This is a genomic window from Bryobacter aggregatus MPL3, assembly GCF_000702445.1.
Classification (GTDB): Bacteria; Acidobacteriota; Terriglobia; order Bryobacterales; family Bryobacteraceae; genus Bryobacter; species Bryobacter aggregatus.
Genome location: NZ_JNIF01000003.1, coordinates 3,151,317 through 3,174,046, shown reverse-complemented (window position 1 = coordinate 3,174,046; position 22,730 = coordinate 3,151,317). Strand labels below are relative to the sequence as shown.

At 56.5% G+C, this 22,730-nt stretch carries 20 protein-coding genes and 1 pseudogene; 10 read left to right on the top strand and 11 right to left on the bottom strand.

Annotated features, from left to right (window positions below; genetic code table 11):
* Nucleotides 1-38 precede the first annotated feature (38 nt).
* Nucleotides 39-1,487, top strand: coding sequence for a TonB family protein (locus tag M017_RS27760; RefSeq protein WP_238325902.1), 1,449 nt, complete (start codon nucleotides 39-41; stop codon nucleotides 1,485-1,487).
* Nucleotides 1,488-1,974: 487 nt separating this feature from the next.
* On the opposite strand, the gene M017_RS0114775 is transcribed toward M017_RS27760, so the two are convergent.
* From M017_RS0114775 to M017_RS0114750, 6 genes are read right to left on the bottom strand one after another with little or no spacing between them, the layout of a single operon-like run.
* Nucleotides 1,975-2,607: a 3-keto-disaccharide hydrolase gene (locus M017_RS0114775; RefSeq protein WP_031498883.1), complete on the bottom strand. Its 633-nt coding sequence runs from the start codon at nucleotides 2,605-2,607 to the stop codon at nucleotides 1,975-1,977.
* A gap of 5 nt (nucleotides 2,608-2,612) precedes the next feature.
* Complete coding sequence (glmM, locus tag M017_RS0114770) at nucleotides 2,613-3,953, bottom strand: phosphoglucosamine mutase (RefSeq protein WP_031498881.1); 1,341 nt, start codon at nucleotides 3,951-3,953, stop codon at nucleotides 2,613-2,615.
* A gap of 41 nt (nucleotides 3,954-3,994) precedes the next feature.
* Complete coding sequence (locus tag M017_RS0114765; RefSeq protein ID WP_031498880.1) at nucleotides 3,995-4,642, bottom strand: CdaR family protein; 648 nt, start codon at nucleotides 4,640-4,642, stop codon at nucleotides 3,995-3,997.
* On the bottom strand, nucleotides 4,639-5,466 hold the full coding sequence (gene cdaA / locus M017_RS0114760; protein ID WP_051670128.1) for a diadenylate cyclase CdaA: 828 nt from the start codon (nucleotides 5,464-5,466) through the stop codon (nucleotides 4,639-4,641). Before cdaA ends, M017_RS0114765 begins: the two co-directional genes overlap by 4 nt.
* Nucleotides 5,463-6,608, bottom strand: coding sequence for a DUF362 domain-containing protein (locus M017_RS0114755; protein ID WP_031498877.1), 1,146 nt, complete (start codon nucleotides 6,606-6,608; stop codon nucleotides 5,463-5,465). The genes cdaA and M017_RS0114755 overlap by 4 nt, the downstream gene beginning before the upstream one ends.
* Nucleotides 6,609-6,637: 29 nt before the next feature.
* Nucleotides 6,638-7,999 carry a hypothetical protein gene (locus tag M017_RS0114750; protein WP_238325901.1) on the bottom strand — a complete coding sequence of 454 codons (1,362 nt, stop codon included), beginning with the start codon at nucleotides 7,997-7,999 and terminating at the stop codon, nucleotides 6,638-6,640.
* 13 nt (nucleotides 8,000-8,012) lie between these two features.
* Between M017_RS0114750 and M017_RS0114745 the strand changes: the two genes are divergently transcribed.
* Genes M017_RS0114745 through M017_RS0114725 form a run of 5 tightly spaced genes read left to right on the top strand, consistent with a single transcriptional unit; the run spans nucleotide 8,013 to nucleotide 14,480 of the window.
* Nucleotides 8,013-9,587: a hypothetical protein gene (locus M017_RS0114745; RefSeq protein WP_051670126.1), complete on the top strand. Its 1,575-nt coding sequence runs from the start codon at nucleotides 8,013-8,015 to the stop codon at nucleotides 9,585-9,587.
* Nucleotides 9,584-9,838: a hypothetical protein gene (locus M017_RS0114740; protein ID WP_031498873.1), complete on the top strand. Its 255-nt coding sequence runs from the start codon at nucleotides 9,584-9,586 to the stop codon at nucleotides 9,836-9,838. Before M017_RS0114745 ends, M017_RS0114740 begins: the two co-directional genes overlap by 4 nt.
* A 22-nt stretch (nucleotides 9,839-9,860) precedes the next feature.
* Complete coding sequence (locus M017_RS0114735) at nucleotides 9,861-12,503, top strand: PSD1 and planctomycete cytochrome C domain-containing protein (RefSeq protein ID WP_051670124.1); 2,643 nt, start codon at nucleotides 9,861-9,863, stop codon at nucleotides 12,501-12,503.
* 1 nt (nucleotide 12,504) lies between these two features.
* Nucleotides 12,505-13,899 carry a DUF1501 domain-containing protein gene (locus M017_RS0114730; protein WP_031498871.1) on the top strand — a complete coding sequence of 465 codons (1,395 nt, stop codon included), beginning with the start codon at nucleotides 12,505-12,507 and terminating at the stop codon, nucleotides 13,897-13,899.
* 8 nt (nucleotides 13,900-13,907) lie between these two features.
* Nucleotides 13,908-14,480, top strand: coding sequence for a DUF4230 domain-containing protein (locus M017_RS0114725; RefSeq protein WP_031498870.1), 573 nt, complete (start codon nucleotides 13,908-13,910; stop codon nucleotides 14,478-14,480).
* On the opposite strand, the gene rlmN is transcribed toward M017_RS0114725, so the two are convergent.
* The gene (rlmN, locus tag M017_RS0114720; RefSeq protein ID WP_080507786.1) at nucleotides 14,477-15,334 is read right to left on the bottom strand and encodes a dual-specificity RNA methyltransferase RlmN; all 858 of its coding nucleotides are present in this window, start codon (nucleotides 15,332-15,334) and stop codon (nucleotides 14,477-14,479) included. The two genes, M017_RS0114725 and rlmN, sit on opposite strands and share 4 nt — an antisense overlap.
* A gap of 880 nt (nucleotides 15,335-16,214) precedes the next feature.
* Between rlmN and M017_RS30880 the strand changes: the two are divergent.
* Nucleotides 16,215-16,316, top strand: a pseudogene (locus M017_RS30880) (hypothetical protein); the annotation flags it as partial.
* Between the two features lie 34 nt (nucleotides 16,317-16,350).
* A complete protein-coding gene (locus tag M017_RS30875; RefSeq protein ID WP_162179934.1) occupies nucleotides 16,351-16,812 on the top strand; it encodes a helix-turn-helix transcriptional regulator in 462 nt (153 codons plus the stop codon).
* Nucleotides 16,813-17,524: 712 nt separating this feature from the next.
* Here the strand turns inward: M017_RS30875 and M017_RS0114705 are convergent.
* The 4 genes from M017_RS0114705 to M017_RS0114695 all read right to left on the bottom strand — a co-directional run bounded on the left by M017_RS0114705 (nucleotide 17,525) and on the right by M017_RS0114695 (nucleotide 21,036).
* Entirely contained in the window at nucleotides 17,525-18,250 is a 726-nt protein-coding gene (locus M017_RS0114705; protein ID WP_162179933.1) for a DsbA family protein, read from the bottom strand.
* 35 nt (nucleotides 18,251-18,285) lie between these two features.
* Nucleotides 18,286-18,978 carry a hypothetical protein gene (locus M017_RS29355; RefSeq protein WP_155121421.1) on the bottom strand — a complete coding sequence of 231 codons (693 nt, stop codon included), beginning with the start codon at nucleotides 18,976-18,978 and terminating at the stop codon, nucleotides 18,286-18,288.
* A gap of 1,399 nt (nucleotides 18,979-20,377) precedes the next feature.
* On the bottom strand, nucleotides 20,378-20,791 hold the full coding sequence (locus tag M017_RS0114700; protein ID WP_051670120.1) for a type II toxin-antitoxin system VapC family toxin: 414 nt from the start codon (nucleotides 20,789-20,791) through the stop codon (nucleotides 20,378-20,380).
* The gene (locus M017_RS0114695) at nucleotides 20,788-21,036 is read right to left on the bottom strand and encodes a type II toxin-antitoxin system VapB family antitoxin (RefSeq protein WP_031498863.1); all 249 of its coding nucleotides are present in this window, start codon (nucleotides 21,034-21,036) and stop codon (nucleotides 20,788-20,790) included. The genes M017_RS0114700 and M017_RS0114695 overlap by 4 nt, the downstream gene beginning before the upstream one ends.
* A 147-nt stretch (nucleotides 21,037-21,183) precedes the next feature.
* On the opposite strand from M017_RS0114695, the gene M017_RS0114690 reads away from it, so the two are divergent.
* Both M017_RS0114690 and M017_RS0114685 read left to right on the top strand, forming a co-directional pair.
* Nucleotides 21,184-21,819 (top strand): hypothetical protein, encoded by a 636-nt coding sequence (locus M017_RS0114690; RefSeq protein WP_031498862.1) that lies wholly within the window; start codon nucleotides 21,184-21,186, stop codon nucleotides 21,817-21,819.
* Nucleotides 21,816-22,727 (top strand): MBL fold metallo-hydrolase, encoded by a 912-nt coding sequence (locus M017_RS0114685; protein WP_238325900.1) that lies wholly within the window; start codon nucleotides 21,816-21,818, stop codon nucleotides 22,725-22,727. The genes M017_RS0114690 and M017_RS0114685 overlap by 4 nt, the downstream gene beginning before the upstream one ends.
* The last annotated feature ends 3 nt before the right edge of the window (nucleotides 22,728-22,730 follow it).

Here is a 22,730-nt window from a genome sequence, read left to right as displayed (position 1 = left end):
CTCAGATAGCGATACAGTCGATAGATGAGAGTGTGCTTGTGAACCACTTCAGTCGAATATATGTCGTGGTCGCATTGGTAGCTTTGCTGACTTGCGCCTCAGCGCAAGACCCTCAGTTGGAGTTCTACCAGTCTCCGACATATCCGCTTCTTGCCCGCTTAGCCAGAATCGCAGGGACGGTGGTCCTCAGCTTCACAGTCGACCCGAATGGAAAGCCTTCGAATATCAAAATTATTTCAGGCCATCCTCTCCTCTCCACTTCCGCCAAAGACAACCTTTCGACTTGGAAGTTCTCAGTCGATCCCCAAGATGTACAGCCTGGGTCGCGGCTCCTAACCTTTGTTTTTGAGTTCTCAGAGGACTGGGGTGATGACTACTATGACCCGAAGAAGGAACGAGTGAGCTTTGAAGGGCCCAATCTGGTGCGCGTTCGTACGGCACCGAGTGGCAAGCTATCGGCGCAAGATTGTCCCGATAGTCCCATTGCCGGATCTAATGCCCCAATTACCCCCCTTGACTTTGTAAAATTGGCTCGGACATCATGCTACGGGACTTGTCCATCCTATGAAGTGGCGCTCTTCGGCGACGGTGCGGTCGTCTGGCAGGGATACGGCTTTGTGGATTCGATCGGGGAAAGAAAATTTCAGATCGCGACATCGGACGCGGAGAAAATGATCCAACGTTTTCGTTCGACGGAAGTTCTTGGCCTATGCGGTAACTACAGCCGGAGCGTGACCGACAGCCCTTCCACCACCACCATCATCAACGTATCTCGAGCACAGAAGACTATTCACGACTACGCATCGTCCTCTCCCCAATGGTTCCGCAAACTACAGGACGACCTGGATTCAGTCGCGTTAACGCATCAGATGCGCCATGGAGATCCAGCTACCGAACCACTCGTCCATATCCAAGAGGAGTATTTATCGAAACCGGGGATGACGGCGCTGATGCGGGCTGCGGCGCAGTCGGATCTCGCCGCAGTGCGCAAACTACTCGCGGAAGGAGCCAGGATAGAAGCGGTTGACGCGAGCGGATGGACCGCACTTATGTATGCCGCAGCAGCATACTCGACAAATGGCGTTGTCGAAGAACTGCTTCGAGCAGGAGCGAACCGAAATCACATCTCACCCTTTGGAGATACCGTCTTGATGGCATCTGCCCTCCAGGGATCCTTTGACAAAGACTTGGCTAAGGGTGGTCCGGATATCAACGCCCAGAACCACGATGGTGTTACAGTTCTGATGCTCTTGGCGGCAACAGGACGAGGAGACGAGATCCGAGCAGCCTTACGGTTTGGTGCAAAGACAACGATCAAAGATCAGTCTGGGCGAACGGCTTTGGATTACCTCGATGCCATTCCCTGCCACAAGAGTCTCATCAGAGGCCACAAGCAATTTATGGAAATAACAGGGCCGTGTTCGTCTTTGGACAAAAACCTTCGAAAGGCCCGTAGTCTCCTTCTATCGGCATTCCCAAAGAAGTAGAGCGCTATTCTGAACCGCAAGCAGTTTGACTTTCGAAATGCTGGATTTCAGATTTGAATTCGGCCGGACAAACTGGCGACTCTACCGCCCTAGCTCCGCTCCCCACCATGTTCCGGCGCTGGCGAAATCTGCGACAGCTCCATCCGGAATCCCCGGCCCCGGTACGCGCTGGCCACCTCCCGTTGGAACTGTGCCACGGCCGCCCGGTTCTCTGCGCGATTCGGGCAACTCGCACAGCGTTCCCCGCACTTGTACGTTTCGCAACAGATTGTTCTCACCATCACCAGGGTCGACATGGAAGCTTCAAATCTCCAGGAGTGATAGGCGCCAAGAGCTTGGCACCGATTTCGTTCTGCAAGCGCATTGCATCTGAAATCTCAGCATAACATCGCGGACCAAAGCGGTCCACCAGCAAGCAAAATTATTTTCCACAAAATGAAACAGGCCGCAAAAGCGGCCTGTTCGTAACGAAATTCAACCCCAGCGCTTAGCGCTTCGACAGATCTCGAATCCAGATATCCTTGAACCGCATATTTCCCTGTCCTCCCGAGTGCAACTGGAGCGCGATTGGTCCGTCAAACGACTTCGGGCTCGGATCGGTAAAGTCCACCATCACCACTCCGTTCAGGCGCGACACATAACGGTTCCCTTCTACCTTCAGCGTGTACTCGTTCCAATCTCCTTTGCGCACTACCAACTCGTTTTCGGGCGAAGGCCAAACGATCCAACCCCGGCCATCCCCATAAATGCCACCCGTATGCTGCCCGATCGTGCAATCGATCTCGAACTGCAAACCGCGTGTGATGTCCGGAGTCCCTGGCTTGAAATCCGTATGGAAAAACACCCCAGAATTGCCGTTGCCGACGCACTTGAACTTCAAAGACAGATGGAAGTCTTTATAGTCCTTGGCGGTCTGAAGATAGCCGTATGCTTTTGAAGCGGCCTCGCCTTTGATCTCGTTCTCTTCAACGGTCCACTTCTCCTTCCCCACCTCCACCCAGTTCGTCAGGTCTTTGCCATTGAAAAGCTGCACCCAATCTTCGCCCCCTAATTTGGCGGGCTTCACATTTTGGGCAGCAAGAGTCGAAAGAGTCAGTGCAATCAGTAGAGGGATACGCATCAGCGCTATTTTACGCCGATAGCAGACGCAAGCGAAGCAGCAATTGTATGCGCATGGTGCGTGACCTTCGCCAGATCGTTCCCTTCCACCATCACCCGGGCCAGCGGCTCGGTCCCCGAGAACCGCACCAGCACCCGTCCATCCCCGCCAAAAGCCTGCTCACACTCCGCAATGCGCGCCTGCACCTCAGGAAGGTTCTCAAGCGGCTGCCTCTCCTGAATCTTCACATTCACCAGCATCTGCGGATACACCTCAAAGCCGCGCCGCAGTTCATCGAGACTCTTTCCGCTCTCCACCATCGCCTCCAGCACCCGCAGGGCCGTCAGCATGCCATCCCCCGTCGTCGAGTACTGCGAAAAGATCACATGGCCGCTCTGCTCGCCGCCCAGCGTATTGCCCGACCGGATCATCTCTTCGAGCACATACTTATCCCCCACACCCGTACGCACCAGCGCAATGCCCTCACGCTGCAGCGCCACTTCCAGTCCCAGATTCGACATCACCGTCGAAACGACACAATCTCCCGGCAATCGATTCCTCGACTTCAACAAGCGCGCCGCAATCAGCAATACGGCATCGCCATCCACCAAGGCACCGCTCGATGAAATGAACATCGCACGATCGGCATCGCCATCAAAAGCGATTCCCAAATCGGCGCCCTCACGCAGCACCACCGCTCGCACCGCGTCCGGATGCAGCGCCCCAACGCCGTCATTGATATTCCTGCCCGTCGGTTCATTTCCGATGACGATCAACTCCGCGCCCAGTTCCCCAAACAAGCGCGGCGCCAGCGGCGTCGCCGCTCCATGGGCACAATCGATCGCAATCTTCAGCCCGTGGAGAGAATGTCCAAAGCTCCCACGCAGGAATTCCAGATAATGATCGGCCAACTCCCCATGCCACGGCAATTCAAATGGCGGCACGGTCGCCCCCTCGCGCAATCGCAGAATCTCCTGCTCCAGCACCAGTTCCTGCTCATCCGGCAGCTTGTAGCCGGAATGGTCGAACACCTTCAATCCATTGTCCTGATAAGGATTGTGCGAAGCCGAAATCATCACGCCCGCCACATACGGGCCGTGCTTCGTGTTGTAGGCCACTCCCGGCGTCGTTAACAAACCGGCAAAGTGTGCTTCCACCCCTGCTGCAGCTAGTCCTGCCGCAACCGCTTCAGCGAGCCAGCGGCCCGACTCCCGCGTATCCAGTCCCAACAAGACTCGAGGCGAATCTGCCTTCCCTTTCGCCCAACTCCCCAATGCAGAACCGAGCGCCCATGCCGTCTGCGGATCGAGAGGAGCTTCCCCAGCCAACCCTCGAATTCCATCCGTCCCAAACAGTTGTCTTGCCATTACGTCCTTACCTCTATCTTCGCCGCTTTAGAAGCAGAGCTTTAGGGTTGCGTAACGGTCTCCAGCTGCACCACCACCTGTGCCGACCCGACAATCGAAAGTTCAGGGTCCCCCAGCAGCACATTCAATCGAATCGGCTTCTTAACATCCACCTGTGCAAGATCAATGGGCTCGGTCGGCAGAGTCGTGATCAGAGAGATCCGGCTCTCCGGTCCCACCACCTTGATCATCGACGGACTCACCGCACTCGAAATCACTCTCAGGTGCTGCGGCATCGGCTGCTCAAAGGTCACCGAGACAGGAACTTCCTTATACAGCCGCCGTTCCAGCTTCACACGCAGTTGCGAAGGCATGGACCGGAGCAGGTTCACATTAGTTGGAAGGTTGATCGCTGAATCCTGAATCGTGAAGGTGCGCGCCGAAGGCGTCTGCATGTCGGCCAGATCCAGAACAATGCTGGTCTTCTCGGCAGACACTTCGCTCAACCGCCCACGCGGCCCCTTCACCTGCAACTGGATCCGGTCCGGAACATCGGGTGACAGATCTAAAGATCTCGACAGATTCCGGTACTCCACTGGCACTGTGACGGTTTCGATCAATTCCGGTTCATCCACAAGTGCCACCCAGAGGAGGAAGGCGATAAATACCGACATCACCTTTGCTAGAAAATTTTCGGTCAAAAACCTCATGAACGCCGAATCTCCATCTGCGAGTTCTCCCCGATCGGCGGCGAGAGCGGCTGGCTCAGATGCTTCGTGATTTGCTCCTCGACATACTCAATCGACACGCCATGCTGGATCTCTCCGTAGGCGCAGATTGAAATCTTCCCGGTCTCCTCAGACACAACAAGCGCCAGCGAATCGGTCTCTTCTGTAATGCCGATCGCTGCGCGGTGCCGTGTCCCCAGATGCCCCAGCCGTGCCGGGTTCATGGACAAGGGCAGAAAGCAGGCGGCAGCCGCAATCCGGTCACCCTGCACAATCACCGCGCCGTCGTGCAACGCGCCGCCGTTATAAAAAATACTCAACAGCAAGTCGCGCGACAGCCGCGCATCCAGATTCACGCCGGTCTCGACAAAGGTCTTCAGCCCGGTATCCCGTTCCACCACAATCAAGGCGCCCATCTTTGATTGCGAAAAGTAAGTCAGCGCCATCAGAATCTCTTCCGCCGTCTCCCGGCGTTGCAAGCGTCCTCCGAAGGTAAAGATTCTCGTCCGTCCCAAACGAGCCAATACGCGCCGGATCTCCGACTGGAACATCACAATAATGGCAAATGCGGAGTAAGGCGCCAGTGTCGCCAGCAAGGTCCGCAGCAACTCCAACCGAAACCAGACGCTGGCGATATAAGCGCAGATCAGAATCGCCATACCGCTGACAATCTGGGCAGCGCGCCGTCCCCGGATGTTGATGATGAAGATGTAGATGAAAATCGACACCAGCAGCACATCCAGCGCTGCGATCGGGGTAAATTTCCCGATCGTTTCCTTCAGTTGTTCGAGGAAATTATGCATCATAGGCTCATCGGAAACTTGAACCGGAGATCTTCAATCTTGCCGCCAATCACTTCAATCTTTTTCAAATTTGCGGTTCCAATCCCAGCCTCCTCGGCCAGCAGCAGCATATTGTCGCAGCGGTGGAATGGTGCTTTGCCTTTCACAGCTCTTGGGTCATAGCCCATCAGAGCCGTCCCCACTGTATCCGTCGTCACCGGATTCGTCCCCAGCACCAGCAGCCCAGGCTTGGCCAACCCGAGTCCTTGAAACGTCCCGTGCCGCGGATCGATCCAGGGCCCCTCTCCCCCCGTCATCGTCTCAATCCCATCCAGAAACGCGATGTCAATCGGCCGCGCTGCCACAACTTCCACTGCAATCCGCGGCATCCGGTACGTCGACTCACGCGGCGAAGTAGGATTCAGTTCCCCAGCCGCAATCTTCGACGGTTGCCGCTTGCCGTCATGACAAATCTCATTGCGCCCCGAAGTCGGCGCTTCATTCGGATCATCCACACCGGAATCGTTCCCATAGATCGACGCCGGCGTGCAGCCAAACAGATTTTTCATCGCCAGCGTCACGCCGCAGGTATCGTGATTCTTCAGCTTCGCCATCGACATCATCACATCGGTCTGGGCATAAATCTCATTGAACTCAAACGACGGGAAGATCCACCCACCATGCGGCACCTTCATCCGCACATAGCGTTTGGCAAAACCGCCCAGCGCATTGGTGTTCAAAAACTCAACGTTTTTTCCAGCGCTCGCCATCTGCCGCACCGGCCATCCCGAATCCAGCAGATACTCGGCCAGCGGTCCCGCCGTCCCCCAGGCAGACTCGACAAAGCGAATCCGTTTCGCCCCCGCCCGGTCCAGCAACGCCGTCATCGCCATCACATGCTTCGGGTGCGAATAATGGGTAACTCCCAATGCCTTCCCCTGATACCGCAACCCGGGAGAACCCGTCAGGTTGAGCTTGATCGTCACCGTCTTGTGGCGCACCAACTTCGGCAGGCCACCGATTTCATCGAACATTTGCCCGAAAATCTCAAAGAAATCTTCGTTGTAGCTAAGACACTTGCGAATCGATACCGGGGCCGTCGGCAACACTCTTTCTTGCGACAGCAAAGGCAGCGCGCTGAGAGAGATCAATTCGCGGCGTGTCATCCTACCATTGTATTGCGCCAGCCGGCAAATCACTTCTCCGCAACCAAGATGGCTGTGGATTCTAAGAGATCAAGATCCACCCCCGATCCATCCTCGTTCTCATACAACACCAACGGTTGAGGTGGCTGTTCCGGCCGGTACAGACTGGCTCTAGAGTATTTACCCAATAAATGCACCGCAATGGAATCTACCGGAAAATCAGAGTAATTCACCAGATAGAGAACCACTTTCGATCCATCCGCCGGCCCGATGAAGTTCGACAACAAGCTCGACACATTAAATAACCTGGCGCCCAGGTTCCGCCGCCCGGTCATCGCATTCACTTCCTTCCAGATCTGGTCCAACTTCTCGATCTCTGCCCCATCGGTCTTCACCTGATCCGGCCTCGGCTCGGGCATCCGCCACCCGGCTGGACCCGTCAGCACCGTCCCCCCACGGCGAACAAAGTCCTGCAACACCTTCTGCTGCGTCGCATCGAGCGATTGCGGATCCACATTGACGGCCATCCGCACCTGCGCAAACGCCTCCGGCCGCACCGCCCCAAACGGCACCGGCCGCACTGGCGTATGCTTCACCGAGATCATGTCCAGCACACTGCCCGACAGCAGCGCCCCGTTCTGCACATCTTCGACAATCGCCAACTGCCCTGCGGCCGGATACTGCTGCAAGGAACGATGCTTTTCAAAAAACGCCACCACTTGCTCAATCCGCTGGAACTCCCGCAGCGTCTTCGCATCCCGGGCCACCAACTTCGCAAAGTAGCCAGCCTCCAAATCAATCACCCACCGCGCGCCCACCATCCCGGCATCGGCAATCATCTGCAGATAGCGCCGCAGGCTCACCACCGTTTGCGCCGGAGGCTGCGCGCCCACCCAAACCGGCCGATTCGTATTCGCCCGCACAAAGCGCAGAAACCCCGCATTCGTATCAATCCACGGCGCCCCCGAAGGCGCCGCCTTCGCCTCGTCCGGCGGATTGATCCCCGCCCACACGCCTTGAAAAGTCCCAATAATCGTCGGCGCATCCGCCCCCAGCGGCATCTTCCCACGCAAACCCAGTTCTACAGTCAACTTCGACGCCGCACGCACCGCGGCCACCTCCGTGGCCGGGAAATCCCCCTCCAACACCACCCCCGCCAGCCCCAACGCCAAAGCCCGCTTCGCCCGTGGCAAGGCAGGCGCGCCAGGTACAATCACACCCAACACCGTAAAGCCCTTGGCCGCCCGCGCAAAGTCCCGCGACCACTTCTCTTCCGGCACCAATAGGCAATTGATCGCCCCACCTTCCAACACCCCAATGCTCGCCACCTCCGCCGAAGGCCAGCGCATCGGCACCAGATCCTCCGCAAACACAGAAACCACGACAAAAAACAGCAGGGCAATCATTCTCATTCATAATCGTCGAATGCGGTTCTTTGCGCTAGCGCTCCTCACTCTTACCCTTGCCAACGCCCAATCCTTCCGGGCTGGAGCCGCGCAGTCAGACATCACGCCCACCTGGTTCCCGGTCACCGTCAACTGCTTCATGACCGAACGCCAGTCCTCCGAAGTCATCGCGCCGATCTTCGCCAAAGCCATCGTGCTCGAGAACGGCCTCACCAAGCTCGCCATCGTTGTCGTCGACTCCTGCATGTTGCCCCGCGAACTCATCGACCAGACCAAAGCCCTCGTCCAGGAAGCCACCGGCATCGACAGCTCCCACCAGCTCATCTCCGCCACCCACACCCACATGGCGCCCGCCGCCATGGCCTGCCTCGGCTCCGATGCAGACGCCCGCTACGCCGCCTGGCTCCCGGCCCGCATCGCCCAAGCCATCATCGATGCGAATAAAAACCTCCAGCCCGCCCAAGCCGGCGCCAGTAAGATCGACGACTACGAACACACCTTCAACCGCCGCTTCATCTACCGTCCGGACAAAATGCTCACAGACCCCTTCGGCGTCAAATCCGTCCGTGCCAACATGCACCCCGGCTATCAGAATCCCGACGCAATCGGCCCCTCAGGCCCCGTCGATCCAGCCCTCACTGTCCTCGCCATCCAAACACTCGCAGGCAAGCCCATCGCCGTGCTCGCTAACTACTCGATGCACTACTTCGACAGCAAGCCCATCTCGCCCGACTACTTCGGCATCTTCGAGAAGCAGTTCGCCAAGCGCGTCAACGCCCCCATCGTGCTGCTCAGCCAAGGCACCGCGGGCGACCTCATGTGGATGGATTACTCGAAGCCCAAGCGCGAAGGCCTCACCATCGAGCAATACACCGAAGGCCTCGTCAACGCCGCCGAGCGCGCCTACAAAACCATCACCTACGACTCGAGCCCCAGCCTCGCCATGGAAGAAACCGAGCGCGGCTTCAACCGCCGTGTCCCCCTGCCCAGCCGCCTCGGCAAATGGAAAGGCGGCAAGCCCAAAAACCAAGTGGAAGTCTACCAGCGCGAGCAGGATCTGGTCGCCGCCGAACCCCATCGCGACCTGAAACTCCAGGCCCTCCGCATCGGCCCGCTCGCCATCGCCGCCTGGCCCAACGAAGTCTTCGCCATCTCCGGGCTCAAGCTCAAGGAGCAAAGCCCCTTCCCGCTCACCATGAACATCAGCCTCGCCAACGGAGCCGAAGGCTACATTCCGCCTCCCGAGCAGCACGCCCTCGGCGGCTACACCACCTGGCTGGCTCGCTCGGCCAGTCTCGAAGTCGATGCCGAACCGCGCATCCTCGGCTCCCTACTCGATCTCATCGATCGCCTCGACCCGTCTCTCCCCACCCCACACAAGTCCGTCCCACTCCCCCCGGCGCCCTCGCCTACTGGCCCCTCGACAATCTCGATAGCAGCGGTCTCAGCCTCGACGGCAACTTCGCCTTCGCCGTCCCCGGCAAAGACGGTCCCGGCAGCCGGTCTCTCTACTTCGCCGGCGGCGAACTCACCCTGCCCTTCCCCAAAGAACTCTCCACCTACGAAATCGATTTCTGGATCTGGCCCGGCATGACCCAAAACTCCTGGCTGCTCTCCCGTCTCGAGTTGCGCGACAACCATCTCTACCTCGCCGGACAACGCGGCGCAACGCCCATCCCCACCCAGCAATGGACGCGCGTCACCCTCCGCACCGGAACCACGCTCAAGCTCAGCGTCAACGGCAAGCCCGAGCTCAGCGCCCCCGCAGAGCTGAGCCTCGAAAATACGCTCATCATCGGACGCGGCTTTGAAGGCCGCATGGATGAAATCGTGCTGCGTCCCTGATAGGATGAGGGCGGCTTAATCGATGCGCCATATATTTCTCTTGGCGGCCTTCACTGCATACGCCGCTCCCGATCCCACCGAGCACTTCGAACTGAAGATTCGTCCGCTCCTCGCCAACCGCTGCTTCGGCTGTCACTCCACTGCCCCGCTCGGCGGCCTCACCATGACCTCGCGCAACGGCTTGCTCAAAGGTGGCAAAACGGGCCCCGCCGTCATCCCCGGCAACCCCGGCGACAGTCTCCTCATCCAGGCCATCGAACACACCAACGACAAGATGAAGATGCCGATGGGCCAAGGCAAAATGCCGGACGCGGAGATCGCCGTCCTCAAGCAATGGATCAAGGATGGAGCCTTCTGGCCCGAGGCCGCCACGCCCACTATCACGACCTCCAAGTACCTCATCACCCCGCAGCAACGCAAGTTCTGGGCCTGGCAGCCGCTCGCCAATCCAACGCCTCCCCCCACCCAAAACACCACCTGGGCCAAGACCCCTCTCGATAAGTTCATCCTCGCCAAGCTCGAAGAGAAGAAGCTCCAGCCCAACGCCCCTGCCGACCGTCGCAGCCTCATCCGCCGCGCCTCCATCGATCTCACCGGCCTCCCTCCCACCTACGAGGAAACTCAGGCCTTTCTGAACGACAAATCTCCCGAAGCCTTCGCCAAGGTCGTCGACCGTCTGCTCGCCTCGCCCCGCTACGGCGAGCGCTGGGCCCGTTACTGGCTCGACGTCGCCCGCTATGCCGACGACCGTCTCGATAGCGATGTCGAACTCCCCTATCCCAACTCCTTCCGCTACCGCGACTGGGTCATCGAATCCTTCAACAAAGACCTTCCCTACAACACCTTCGTCAAAGCCCAAATCGCCGGCGACCAGTTGCAGGGCCAAGACCCCAAGCTCGCCATCGGTCTCGGCTTCTACGGCCTCTCCCCCGAGCTGACTGACGATCGCGTCGACGCCACCACCCGTGGCTTCCTCGGCCTCACCGCCGCCTGTGCCCAATGCCACGACCACAAGTTCGACCCCATCCCCACCAAGGATTACTACGCCCTCCAAGGCATCTTCTCCAGCACCAAGCGTTCCGAGTTTGAACTCGCCCCCGCCGCCGAAGTCAAAGCCTGGAAAGACCAGGACAAGAAGATCCAGGAAGTCAAAAAGCGCATCGAAGCTTTCCTGCACAACCAGGCTTCCACCCTCGCCGAAGCCCTCGCTGCCGAGTCGCCACGCTACATCCGCGCCGTCCGCAAGCTCGTCAGCACCCCCACTCTCAGCGTCAAAGAAGTCGCCTCCTCCGACCAACTCGACGAGCCCACCCTCTCCCGCTGGCTCACCTATCTGAAGACCGGCCCCAAGGACAACCAATACCTCCAAGGCTGGCGCGACGAAAGCTTCAACCTCAGCAATTTCCGCAAAGAAGCTCTCTCGGTCTTAGTCGAACGCAAGGCCGTCGACGAAAAGAACCTCAGCAACAAGGCCACCAACGACCCCAGTTCCAAGGGTGAAACCTTCGCGCTCCCGCCCGCCCGTTTCTACCTCTGGCGCGACCTGTTCTTTAGCGATTTCTACGGCCGCGAATTCAAGCAGGAAGAAGACGGCATCCTCTACTACGGCCCCAATCGCGGCTATCTCAGTTCCGACGGCACGATCGAGCGCTACCTCGCAGGCCCCTTCAAGCAATACTTGGCCAACATGCGCGCCGAGCTCAAAGACCTGCAAAGCGCTCTGCCCCCGCAATACGCCTACGCTCACGCGATCAAAGACAACCCCACGCCAATCAACGAACGCATCCAGATCGGCGGCGTCCCCGAGCGGCTTGGCGAAGAAGCGCCCCGCGCCTTCCTCTCGATTCTTTCTGAAGGCGACCCCAAGCCCTTCACCCAAGGCAGTGGCCGCCTCGAACTCGCCGAAGCCATCGCCGCCACGCCCATCACCGCCCGCGTCTTCGTCAATCGCGTCTGGCAGCACCACTTCGGCGAAGGCCTCGTCAAATCCGTTAGCAACTTCGGCCTGATGGGCGACCGTCCCAGCCACCCCTTGCTGCTCGACGCCCTCGCCACCAGCTTCATCAAGAACAACTGGTCCATCAAGCAACTCCACCGCGAGATCATGCTCTCGGCCACCTACCAGCTCAGTGGCGATTACAACGAGCAAAGCTTCCACATCGATCCTTCCAATCGGCTCCTCTGGCGCGCCAACCGCCAGCGTCTCGACGCCGAATCCATGCGCGACACCCTGCTCAGCGTCTCTGGCGAACTGAACACCCAGCCAGCTGGTCCCCCCGAGCCCCTCGAGAAGATCGAAAACCACCGCCGTTCCATCTATGGAATGGTTAGCAGGCGCAAGCTAGATGGCACGCTCGCTCTCTTCGATTTCCCCAATCCCAACCTCAGCGCCGAACAGCGCATCGCCACCGCCTCGCCGCTCCAGCAGCTCTTCTTCCTCAACAGCGAATTCCTCGAGGCCCGCGCCCAGGCCTTCCTCAAGCGCCTCGAAAAGATCAACCCGCCCGCCGAACGCATTCGTCAGGCCTACCGCCTCCTCTACGGCAGAGAAGCGACGGCCGAAGAACTCAAGATCGGCGAACAATTCCTGGCCAGCGAAAAGAACCCCTGGCTCGCCTACGCCCAAGTCCTCCTCAGCTCCAACGAGCTGCTCTTTGTGAATTAATATGACCCGACGCGAACTCCTCCAAACCACCGGCACCGGCTTCGGCATGGTCGGCCTCTCGCACCTGCTCCAGGCCGCGCCCCACCACACTCCCAAGGCCAAGCAGGTCATCTTCCTCTTCCTCAACGGCGGCCCCTCACAAGTCGACACCTTCGACCCCAAGCCGAACCTCGCCAAGTTCCACGGCCAGCCCATGCCCGGCGATTACCCCAAGGCCAAGCAGGAGCGCGGCACCCTCATGCAGTCGCCCTTCAAGTTCCAGCGCTACGGCCAATCCGGTCTCGAAGTCAGCGACCTCTTCGCCAAGACCGCCCAACACATCGACGACATCTGCGTCCTCCGCTCGATGCACACCGATCTGCCGGCCCACCCCCAAGCCATCCTGCAAATGAACTCCGGCCGCATCATCCCCGGCTTCCCCAGTTGGGGCTCCTGGATCACCTACGGCCTCGGTACAGAGAACAAGAATCTCCCCGGCTTCATCACCCTCTGCGCCGGAGTCCCCGACGTCGGCGCCCAGCTCTGGTCCAGCGCCTTCCTCCCCAGCGTGAACCAAGGCACCTACGTGCCCAACGACGAATCCGATCCCGAGAAGATGATCCAACACCTCCGCGCCCGTGGAGGCACCACGGAGGAGCAACGCAAACGCGTCGAACTCTGGGAAAAGCTCAACAAGCTGCAACTCACCCAATCCGGTCCCGACGCCCAGCTCGAAGGCCGCATCCAGTCGATGGAGGTTGCTTACCGCATGCAGTCCGAGGCGCTCGACGCCTTCGACGTCGCCAAGGAACCCCTCGCCATCCGCGAGCGCTACGGCATCGAAGCCACGCCCGACACCTCTGAGATGAAGATCAAGTCCGCCACCCGCGACGGCGATTTCGCCCGTGGCTGCCTGGTCGCCCGCCGTCTCATCGAGCGCGGCGTGCGCGCGGTGCAAGTCTACTTCGGCAACGACAAACCCTGGGACAGCCACCACGACATCCTCGTCCACCGCCGTCTCGCGCACCAGGCCGATCAACCCATCGCCGCCCTGCTCAGCGATCTGAAATCCTCCGGCCTCCTCAAAGAAACCCTCGTCATCATCGGTGGCGAATTCGGCCGCCGTCCTTGGACAGAAGTAGCTGGTCGCATCAACGTCCAGAACGGCCGCAACCACAACAACGAAGGCTTCACCACCCTGCTCATCGGAGGCGGCGTCAAAGGCGGCATGGCCTACGGAGCAACGGACGACTTCGGCTACCAGGCCATCGACAAGAAGGTCCACGTCCACGACCTCCACGCCACCGTCCTCCACCTGATGGGGCTGGAACACACACGTTTAACCTACCCCTACAGCGGCCGGCAATTCCGCCTCACCGATGTTGCTGGCAACGTGATCCAGGAAATCCTCGTCTAACAAGACAGATGAAGCCCAGATTCTTGCTTGTAATCTCGGCGTTGCTCTTCATAGCATCCGTCGGGTTCTTCCTGACTGGCAGACCCAAACTCGCAGCAGACTCCCCAGTCCTCCTCCGCGAAATTCAAAAGCTGAACGAGCTCGTCTCCGTCAAATACAGCATCCAAAAGGTCATCGGGATTGAAGAGCAAAAGCGCCCCGTAGGAATGGAAAAAATCCTGCTCATCACCCAGGCCCAAGTCCTCGCGGGCATCGATCTGTCGCAGTTAAAATCGTCCAACATCATCATGGGCAAAGACAAATCGCGGCTCATCCAATTGCCGCCCGCGCAAATCCTCCACATCGTGCTGAACGAAAAAGAAACCAAAGTCTGGGACCACCAGATCACCTGGTGGACGCCCTGGGTCCCCTACAACCCGGAGCTTGAAAGCCGGGCCCGTCAAGCAGCGATTGAAGCCACCAGAAAAGCCGCCCTCGACATGGGCATTCTGAAGGAAGCGGAAAAGAACGCCCGCACCTCCATTCGAGCCTTGCTCGAAGCCGCTGGCATCACCCAAATCTCATTCAACCCGCCGTCTTAATTCTTCCCCAGCGCCACCAGCTTCAACTGTCCACAAGCAGCAGAGATATCCCGCCCGCGCGGCTTCCGTTGGTAACAAGGCAAAGCGGCCTGCACAATCTCCTGAAAAGCAGAAACCTTCTCATCGCTCGGCCGGGCAAAATCAATCCCCGGAGCCGCATTCCAGGCAATCAGATTCACGGTCGCCTCCATCCCCCGAAGCAGTTCCACCACCCGGTGAGCATCTTCCACCGTATCGTTCACCCCATCCAGCATCACGTATTCAAAAAGAATCCGTTCGCTGCGCTTCAAAGGAAAGTCCCGGCAAACGCGCATCAAATCATCCAGCCGCCACTTCTTCGTAATCGGCATGATGCGTTCGCGTTGTTCCTGATGAGAAGCATTCAGGCTCACAGCCAGCCTTGGTCTCTTCTCTGCCCTACCGAGTTCTTCAATCTTCGGAATGATCCCGGAAGTGGAAAGGCTAATCCGGCGCGGAGCAACGGACATGCCCTTCTGGTCCATCATCATGGCGGTGGCTTCAAGAACAGCGTCAAGGTTGAGAAGCGGTTCACCCTGTCCCATCATGACGACATTGAAGGGGCGTTCCTTCACATCGAGTTTCCAAAGGTCGATCACCCGGCGCACCTGCCCGGCGATTTCCTGGGAGGAAAGATTCCGTTCGAGGCCCATCTTCGCGGTCATGCAAAACTGGCAATCAACGGCGCAGCCCACTTGCGAGGAGATGCAAACGGTATCGCGCATCTTCTCTGGAATGAAAACGCTCTCCACCTGCTTGCCATCCTGCAAGGCCAGCAGCATCCGAACCGTCCCGTCCGCGCTCTCAAACCGCGCGCTCTCCCGCAATTCACTCATCCCTACTAGTTTCGCAGCCTACAGCCCCAGGCGGAACTCAATCCCACTCAGGATCACGCATCCGATCCAGCTCAGCCGTGCGCCGGAAGGGGGTAAGGACAGAACCCCAGACGCTCAAGCTATATTGGCCACAAGACAGCAGTGCCGCAATCCAACCTGTAGCCTCGCCTAATCGCTCTTCCTTTCTGACTTCTTCGTCAGAGCGATGAGAAAACCGATTGATGGCTCATCATTCGGTTCTTTACAAATGAAGCAACTACAACGAATCACGGCAATCTTCCTCGTTTACCCACAGATAACGGGAGATGAGCCCGCATACATGATTGACAGGATAACAGCGACACAGAAACACACACGAACCGAGACACGGATAAGTCTGGCCCTCGGCGTGATCTTCACTTCACTCACCTCACAATATAAGTCGAAACGGACTATCACACTGCAGTACGATGATAGGCACTAAGGAGACAAGGCAAAGGAACGTTTTCTTGAGTAGCAATGGATACATCCAATCCAAGCGGAATAAATCATCAGCTTCGATCGCTTCAAGCAGAACGTTAAGTTATTATTACACTAGGATGCAGACATTGATGCAAGATAAAGCTTTGAATTTGAACTTTCAGCTTGATGCACTTTCTCCACGTTTGACAAGTGGAACTCTGTGGGCTGATTTAATGTTCGTAGAGTTCGATTCCGTACACGGAAGACCCACCGTGATAGGATCATCGCCTCACGACTCGTTGCTTCACTTCACAACTCATCGCAACGACACCACCATCTCCAATCAGGTCCAATCTAGCCATCTAAGTTCTGGTGAACTCATACTCAAGTCAGTGTCGCCACCGGACACTCAATCGGATTCTGAGCTAAGACACGTGACTTCCTTGATCATCTTTCCAACGTTCTTGTCCCAGCTATCTCCGTATTGGTCGCGTCTACAGGACAGGCTTTCACACATACCACCGTTAATTCAAGACTCTGACCTTAGCTTATCGATACATAGCTTCCGCGACCTTATGAACTCCCGGCCCTTCTTAAAACGATTGCACGGAAAGTTTTATGCAACGTACATTATTGCCACCTTGCTTGATAGATACTCATTGTTTACCTGCGACAACAATACCTCTCATCCTCCTCTTTCATATGCCACGCTCAACTCCACTCTAGGTCATATCGCCGACAGTATCAGTGACCCGGCGCTTGAAACCTCACAGCTAGCAAGCATGGCTGGAGTCTCAACAGCGATCTTCCGCAAACGGTTTAAGCAAAGCATCTGTCGACCTATCCATCAATCAATCATCGACGTCAGAATAGAGCTGGCAAAATTTCTTCTTTCCCAGAGCACTCTGCCGATAGGTAAGATTGCTCTTGATGTTGGATGTTTTGACCAAAGCCACTTCAACCACCTCTTCCATCAGCGCCTTGGAATGACTCCAGGACGATATAGGATGCATAAACATCAGGGGTCTCATAGCTAATCGGATTCTAATGACCCTGCCTCTCCTTTTCCGGAACATATTTAGCTTCAGTGGCGGATAGATTGTCGACCGTTCAACGCGGAACGCTTCTACGGAAACTGCCAGAAGCGTCCACTGCCTGCATCTTCTCACGCCATATCTAAGCTCTCCCCAAACACCATATCGGCCTCAAGAGCCCGCACGCCATTAGTAGTGTCAGATTTCGGGACCAGTCCGTGGCCGCTTTCTGATCTGGAGCCGACTTGAGGTTCGGTTCGACATTCCTACGCCATCTTTTACTTATTTATCTTTTCCACGATTACCGTCCTCTCCCGCGATAGTTAAGGTGTATTTAGCTGAAGATCTCTGGACGTTGCTTGGGCTCAAGCCCTCTGCTCCGCGTTTCTCGTAAGTTTCTTTGATCTCATAGAAGTGGCTGCGACTGATTCCAGCTAGTTGGTAGGCGGCCTGATGTTGCCCAGTTCCTGAGCGAGTTGGAGCAGTCCAATGCGGGTTTTAATACGCTTCTGAGTGTCGCTCGTGAGTGTGTCCTCTCGGCGTGACTCTGAGGGTTGGAAGATCCCCAGTCTATCACCGCAAGGGCCCGCTCGGGGCGCTTAGGGGCTTCGGCTCCAGTCGGGCTTCGGCTCCAGTCGGGCTACGCCCTCCCTTCGCCTCTTCCCCTAAGCGCCGTTTCCCATCATTGTGTCCGCTGATCTTCCGCTAATTTCAACTAAGGATTCGGCTGTTTGGTCTTCGATTCAAAAGTTCCGAAGGCCTGCGCCCCTATAACGAGTTCACCCTCGACACCCTCCTTTGTACTTCTACCAACAATAAATGAAGGAGTACCATTGGCTCCAACACTCATCGCCACTTTTATACTCGACGTGATCGATTCTCGGTGCTCTATGCTTTTCATGCACTTACTAAATTTATCCTCGTCTAGTCCTATTCTTACAGCTGAAATCGCCAGCTCACTTAGCGATAACCGTTGTGAGTCAGACTGCATAATATCGTGTAATGACCAAAACTTACCTTGATCCGCCGCACATCGACCGGCGATCGCAGCATTCATTGCATTGGGGTGATTATCTAAGGGAAGATCCATGCTGAAGAAACGGACTTTTCCAGTGTCAATTAGAAGCTTCTTCAGATCTGGATACGTGTTATAAAAGAATTGCTGACAATAGCTACACTGGTAATCTGTGAAATTCACTATCGTATAGGGGGCGTCGCTGCTGCCCAACATGGGAGCATTCCCCACTGCGAGTTTTACAATCCGTGTCTTCGGCGCTTCTGAATTTGGGCGAAGTGATTCAACTAACAGCCGAAGTTGACGCAACTCTAATAGAACATCCGAACATTGCTGGCATTGCTGCGTTTCTTGCCCCGGAAGATAGGCTACACACAATACTGAATATACAATAATCCTCCTCATCAGGACCATAAGATTGGCCATACCTTCTATCCTTTTTACTTGCATTCGAATAGCCTCTAATTGTCTCTCTTGTCAGGCAATCCAGGATGGGGGATTGTGTTTCGTTTAGTTGGAATCGAGCGATGATGAATCAGATTATCTAATGCCCGGAGGAAGGACCCGGTGTCCATACCGTTGTACTGTCTGAGCTGTGCGGCAACGAGTGGTGATATTTGTATTTTCTGCCCCTCAATCTTTATCTTTCCTGTCAATGATCCGACGATATGATATCGGGGTGATCCAGTGTTGTTTTCAGGTGCCTTACGCGTGTCTGGCGACAAAAATAAAATATAGCGATCCCCGGTTTTTACTGGAGCGCTGCCGTCAAGAGAGACTTCGAGGCGGTCAATTGTTCCGCCTTCTTCCGCTAAGACAATCGTCTTACTTCCGTCTGGAATACTACCCGACAGAATGGAGTGGATTGCCACCATCGAGTGTGTTTCAATTGAGTCTGGTATTTCTTCATTCCGCCGCACCGGTGGACTAATAGATAATATCGTTCCTTCAATAATTAAGTGAGATACCGTGATGAGTTGAATCAATGATGGTATTCTATCATTCCCGCTTGGGGCTACTGTAATTTTACCTTCATGGATTATAATAGGTCGACTACTCACTGTGTCAGACTTACCAGCCTGAGCCAAAATCGGCTCAGCACACATCGCTAATACAGCGATAACACAGGCCAACATCAATGCAGAGCTATTCATGATATATCTCACTTTCTATTTATTCAGGCTCGTGGCACATTTATTCGGCAGGTGACTCTTAGCACGCCGGGCTCGGCAGAATACATGCAGGGGTTGTAGTGACTGCACAGAATGGAACGACACTAGGGTATATGGCGTTAAAGCTACTGGTATCACTGGCGGTTGGCCCTCTAACTCCGCACGTGTACAATATGCCTTCGTCAGGATACATGATACTTTGGACTTCAGAGCAGATTCCGTTATAAACTTGCGAGTGGCCAAGACGAAGAGCGTGCCCTAACTCGTGTATCGTTACCATGGACGTAATATCATTGATCGGGGCTACAAGAGCTGATGCAAGGTTAGCCATGGCGGGCTGGTTAAGTTTAATCTGTGAACCGTAGACTTGTTCTTTTCGTATACACTGCCCTGTGCAAAGGTTTGTTCGATTGAGACATGGGGAACAATCTTGACCATACGAGCTATTTGATCCGTATGTATAACCACCTATGCCTGCATCGTCAATTAGAGAGATATCAAAACGGGCCGTAGTATTATTTGAAAGGGTAAGTTTGCTTTGCGCGCGGATCCAAGCAGTCGCCGCACCGTTTATAATAGCGGGGGCCAGCGTCGAAGAAGATCCGTAAGTTACTGGAGACCATGCCACATGGAGCGCGTTGCCCGACGCTCCGCATCCGGCCACTTGGGTCGACTGGGGAGCCGAGTTCGTGCCGGTATAATTCGCAGATACTTGAAAGAACGGTAATCGGGGGGCGAAAGGGAAATATACTATATCTGGGTTAATCGGCGTCATTGCAGTCCCATTGACATACCACTGCTGGCTATAAGACCCGATATAAGGAGTAGTTTCCACAGCAGTGATGGTGAATATCCCAAATATATTCGTGGTTCCGAAGGTGAACGGTGGATTCCCGTTTTCTACTACGGTGACGGTCCCAAACGGACTCGCACCTGTAATCTTGATTTCAACTGTATTACCGACTTCGAGACCTGTCCCTGGATATGAGACATTTCGTATAGTAACGGTCTGTGAGTACCCGGTTTGGAGGGTTAGAGACACTAGAGCAATAAGGCACAGATGGCGCATTCGAATTCCTTTGAAGGTGTGATTCTATAATCCAGAAGCAGAGAATCTTAGAAACAACATTTGTTATCTCTCGATTCAACTGTGAAGTACTTCGCAGAGTTTAGCTTTACGATTGCCGCGCAAAACTACTGAATTAGGACAAATTAACTAGAGACAGCATAACCACTGCCTGCTCAAACAAATTGTAAATTCTGATCGATTATTTGAAATTAGCGGAAGATCATCGGACACAATGATGGGGTATTAGGGGTAGAGGCCAAGGAAGGGCGCAACCCGACTGGAGGCGAAGCACTGACCATCCCGAGCGGGTCTTTACAATGATAGAGTTGGAAACGTCAAATCCCTCTCCCCCAGATCCGTCTTTCGAAAACCCTTCCCCTTGTACAGCAGTTCTTCCCCGGTCTCCTTAGCCAGCGCATAGCTAAAGCAGTCCCCAAAGTTCAACCCGGCGCGATGCCGGCCTTTTCCAAAGTCATGAAACGCCTGCTTCGCCAGGTATGCCTGCTCGACAGTGACAGGCTCGATGACAACACCAGCACGGCGAAACAAGGCCTCGCACTGATGCACGGCTTCCGCACCCAGTTGGTTCTCAAGAACAATAGACAATTCCACAAAGGTTCCCGCGGAAATCCGGCAGCGAGGGGCAGTGCTGATGGCTTGGATGAACTCCTCAGCTTCTGGCTCCAGTGCCAAAATCGCGACCACCGCCGAGGTATCGAGAATCATTTCGGAAGCCCATGCTCGTCGTAGAGGAACTCAGCATGATCAACATGCGTGCCCTTGATACTCGCAGCAGAACGCGCCGCAATCTGACGCAAATCCGCAGCCAGTAAAGCAGCATCCTTCCGCCGCAGGCGATCATATCGCTCCTGAAGAGCCGTCCTCACTGCGCCTGTCATCGTCTCTCCGGTCGCCTCCGCAACCGCCTGCGCCAGGCGATGCACTTCAGGGTCCTTAATGTTCAGACTCATCAAATTCTACCCTTCTACCACTAATTCTACCTCCAAAATTTCTCGCGCAAACAGTCCGTTTCCGCCACCCGCCCTGCTACCGTCAAATCAAAAGGAAAGGCCCCCTGTGGCTTTTTCCATTGGCACCTCCAAAATCAGCGAGCCCCCATGGCCACCGAAAAACAGTTCAGAGCCAATCGCGATAACGCGCAGCGTTCCACCGGCCCCAGCACCGCCGCTGGCAAAGCAAAGTCCGCCGCCAACCGCGTCACCCACGGCCTCAACTCCAACGCCGAAACCCTCTTCGCCGCCCACTCCGAAGAAGCCAAAGCCTACCAAGCCCACACCCAGATCCTCCAAGCCGACTGCCAACCCGATTCCGCCCTCGAACAAGACGCCTTCGACCGCTACGCCTGGGCCACCTTCCAGGCCAAGCGCGCCCGCAAGCTCGAGCTCCTCACCGAATCCCTCTGGCTCGAGTCCCCCAGCGACCCCAAACTCTTCTCCCAAATGGAACGAACCCAAAAGATGGCCGCCGCACACGAACGCCGCGCCGGCAGGGCACTCAACGAGCTCCGCCAACTCCAGAAAGACCGCTTCGCCGCCTACGAAGTCTATGCCGAGCACTGCATCATGGGCAAAGAAGTGCCCATCGCAAAGTCCCTGCCCATCGCCTCGCTCCGCGCCACCAACCTGCAACGAACCAACCCAAATTACCTCGCGCAATTCCTGCTCTACCAAACCAAGGAGGTCCAAGACACAGCTGCGAGCATGCTCCGAGAAGCAAATCCAGGCCTCATTTGACAGCAGCCCCCGCCGTGCCCCATCCTGTGATCTCCATGCTGTTCCCCATCCTGCTTCTTCTCGCTCAGGCCCCGCAACCCGACGGAGCCGGTCTCCTCCCAGGCACTCTTCCGGCAAAGTGGATCAGTGGCGGTCCCAATTGCATCGAAGAACCCGATTGGCAGGTCCACGAGTACAACCCCGATCTCTTCGTCATCCGGCAATCCGGTTGCACCCATTATGAGAAGCCCTTTCTCTACCTGATCTTCGGCGAAGAGAAGGTCCTCCTCATCGACACAGGCGCCGGCAAGAACGAGGTCGCCCGCATCGTCGATTCCACGATTGCCAAGTGGCTCAAGCGCAAGAATCGCGAATCCATCCGTCGCCTCATCGTCCACTCCCACGGCCACGGCGACCACACCGCTGGCGACGCTCAATTCAAAGACCGCACCGATACCGATCTCATCCCCGCAAATCTCGACGCGATCAAAGCCGCTTTCCAGATCACCGATTGGCTCAACACTCCCGGCAAGATCGACCTCGGCGGCCGCATCCTCGACGCGCTGCCCATCCCCGGCCACCACACCGTCGACGTTGCGTATTACGACGCCCGCACCGGCATCGTCTTCAGCGGCGACACCCTCTATCCCGGACGTCTCTACGTCGCCAATTGGGCCGAATACGAAAAATCGATCACCCGTCTCGTCCAGTTCTTGGACGGCAAACCGGTCGCCCACATCCTCGGCGCGCACATCGAACAAGCCGCGACGCCTTATCTCGATTACCCCGTCCGTACCAGCTTCCAACCCAAGGAACACTCACTCGAACTCTCGCGCTCCACTCTGCTCGAACTCCAGCAAGCCCTCGCCGCACTCAAAGGAAAACCAACCCGGGTCGCCTACCGTGACTTCACCATCTGGCCCAAGTAGCCA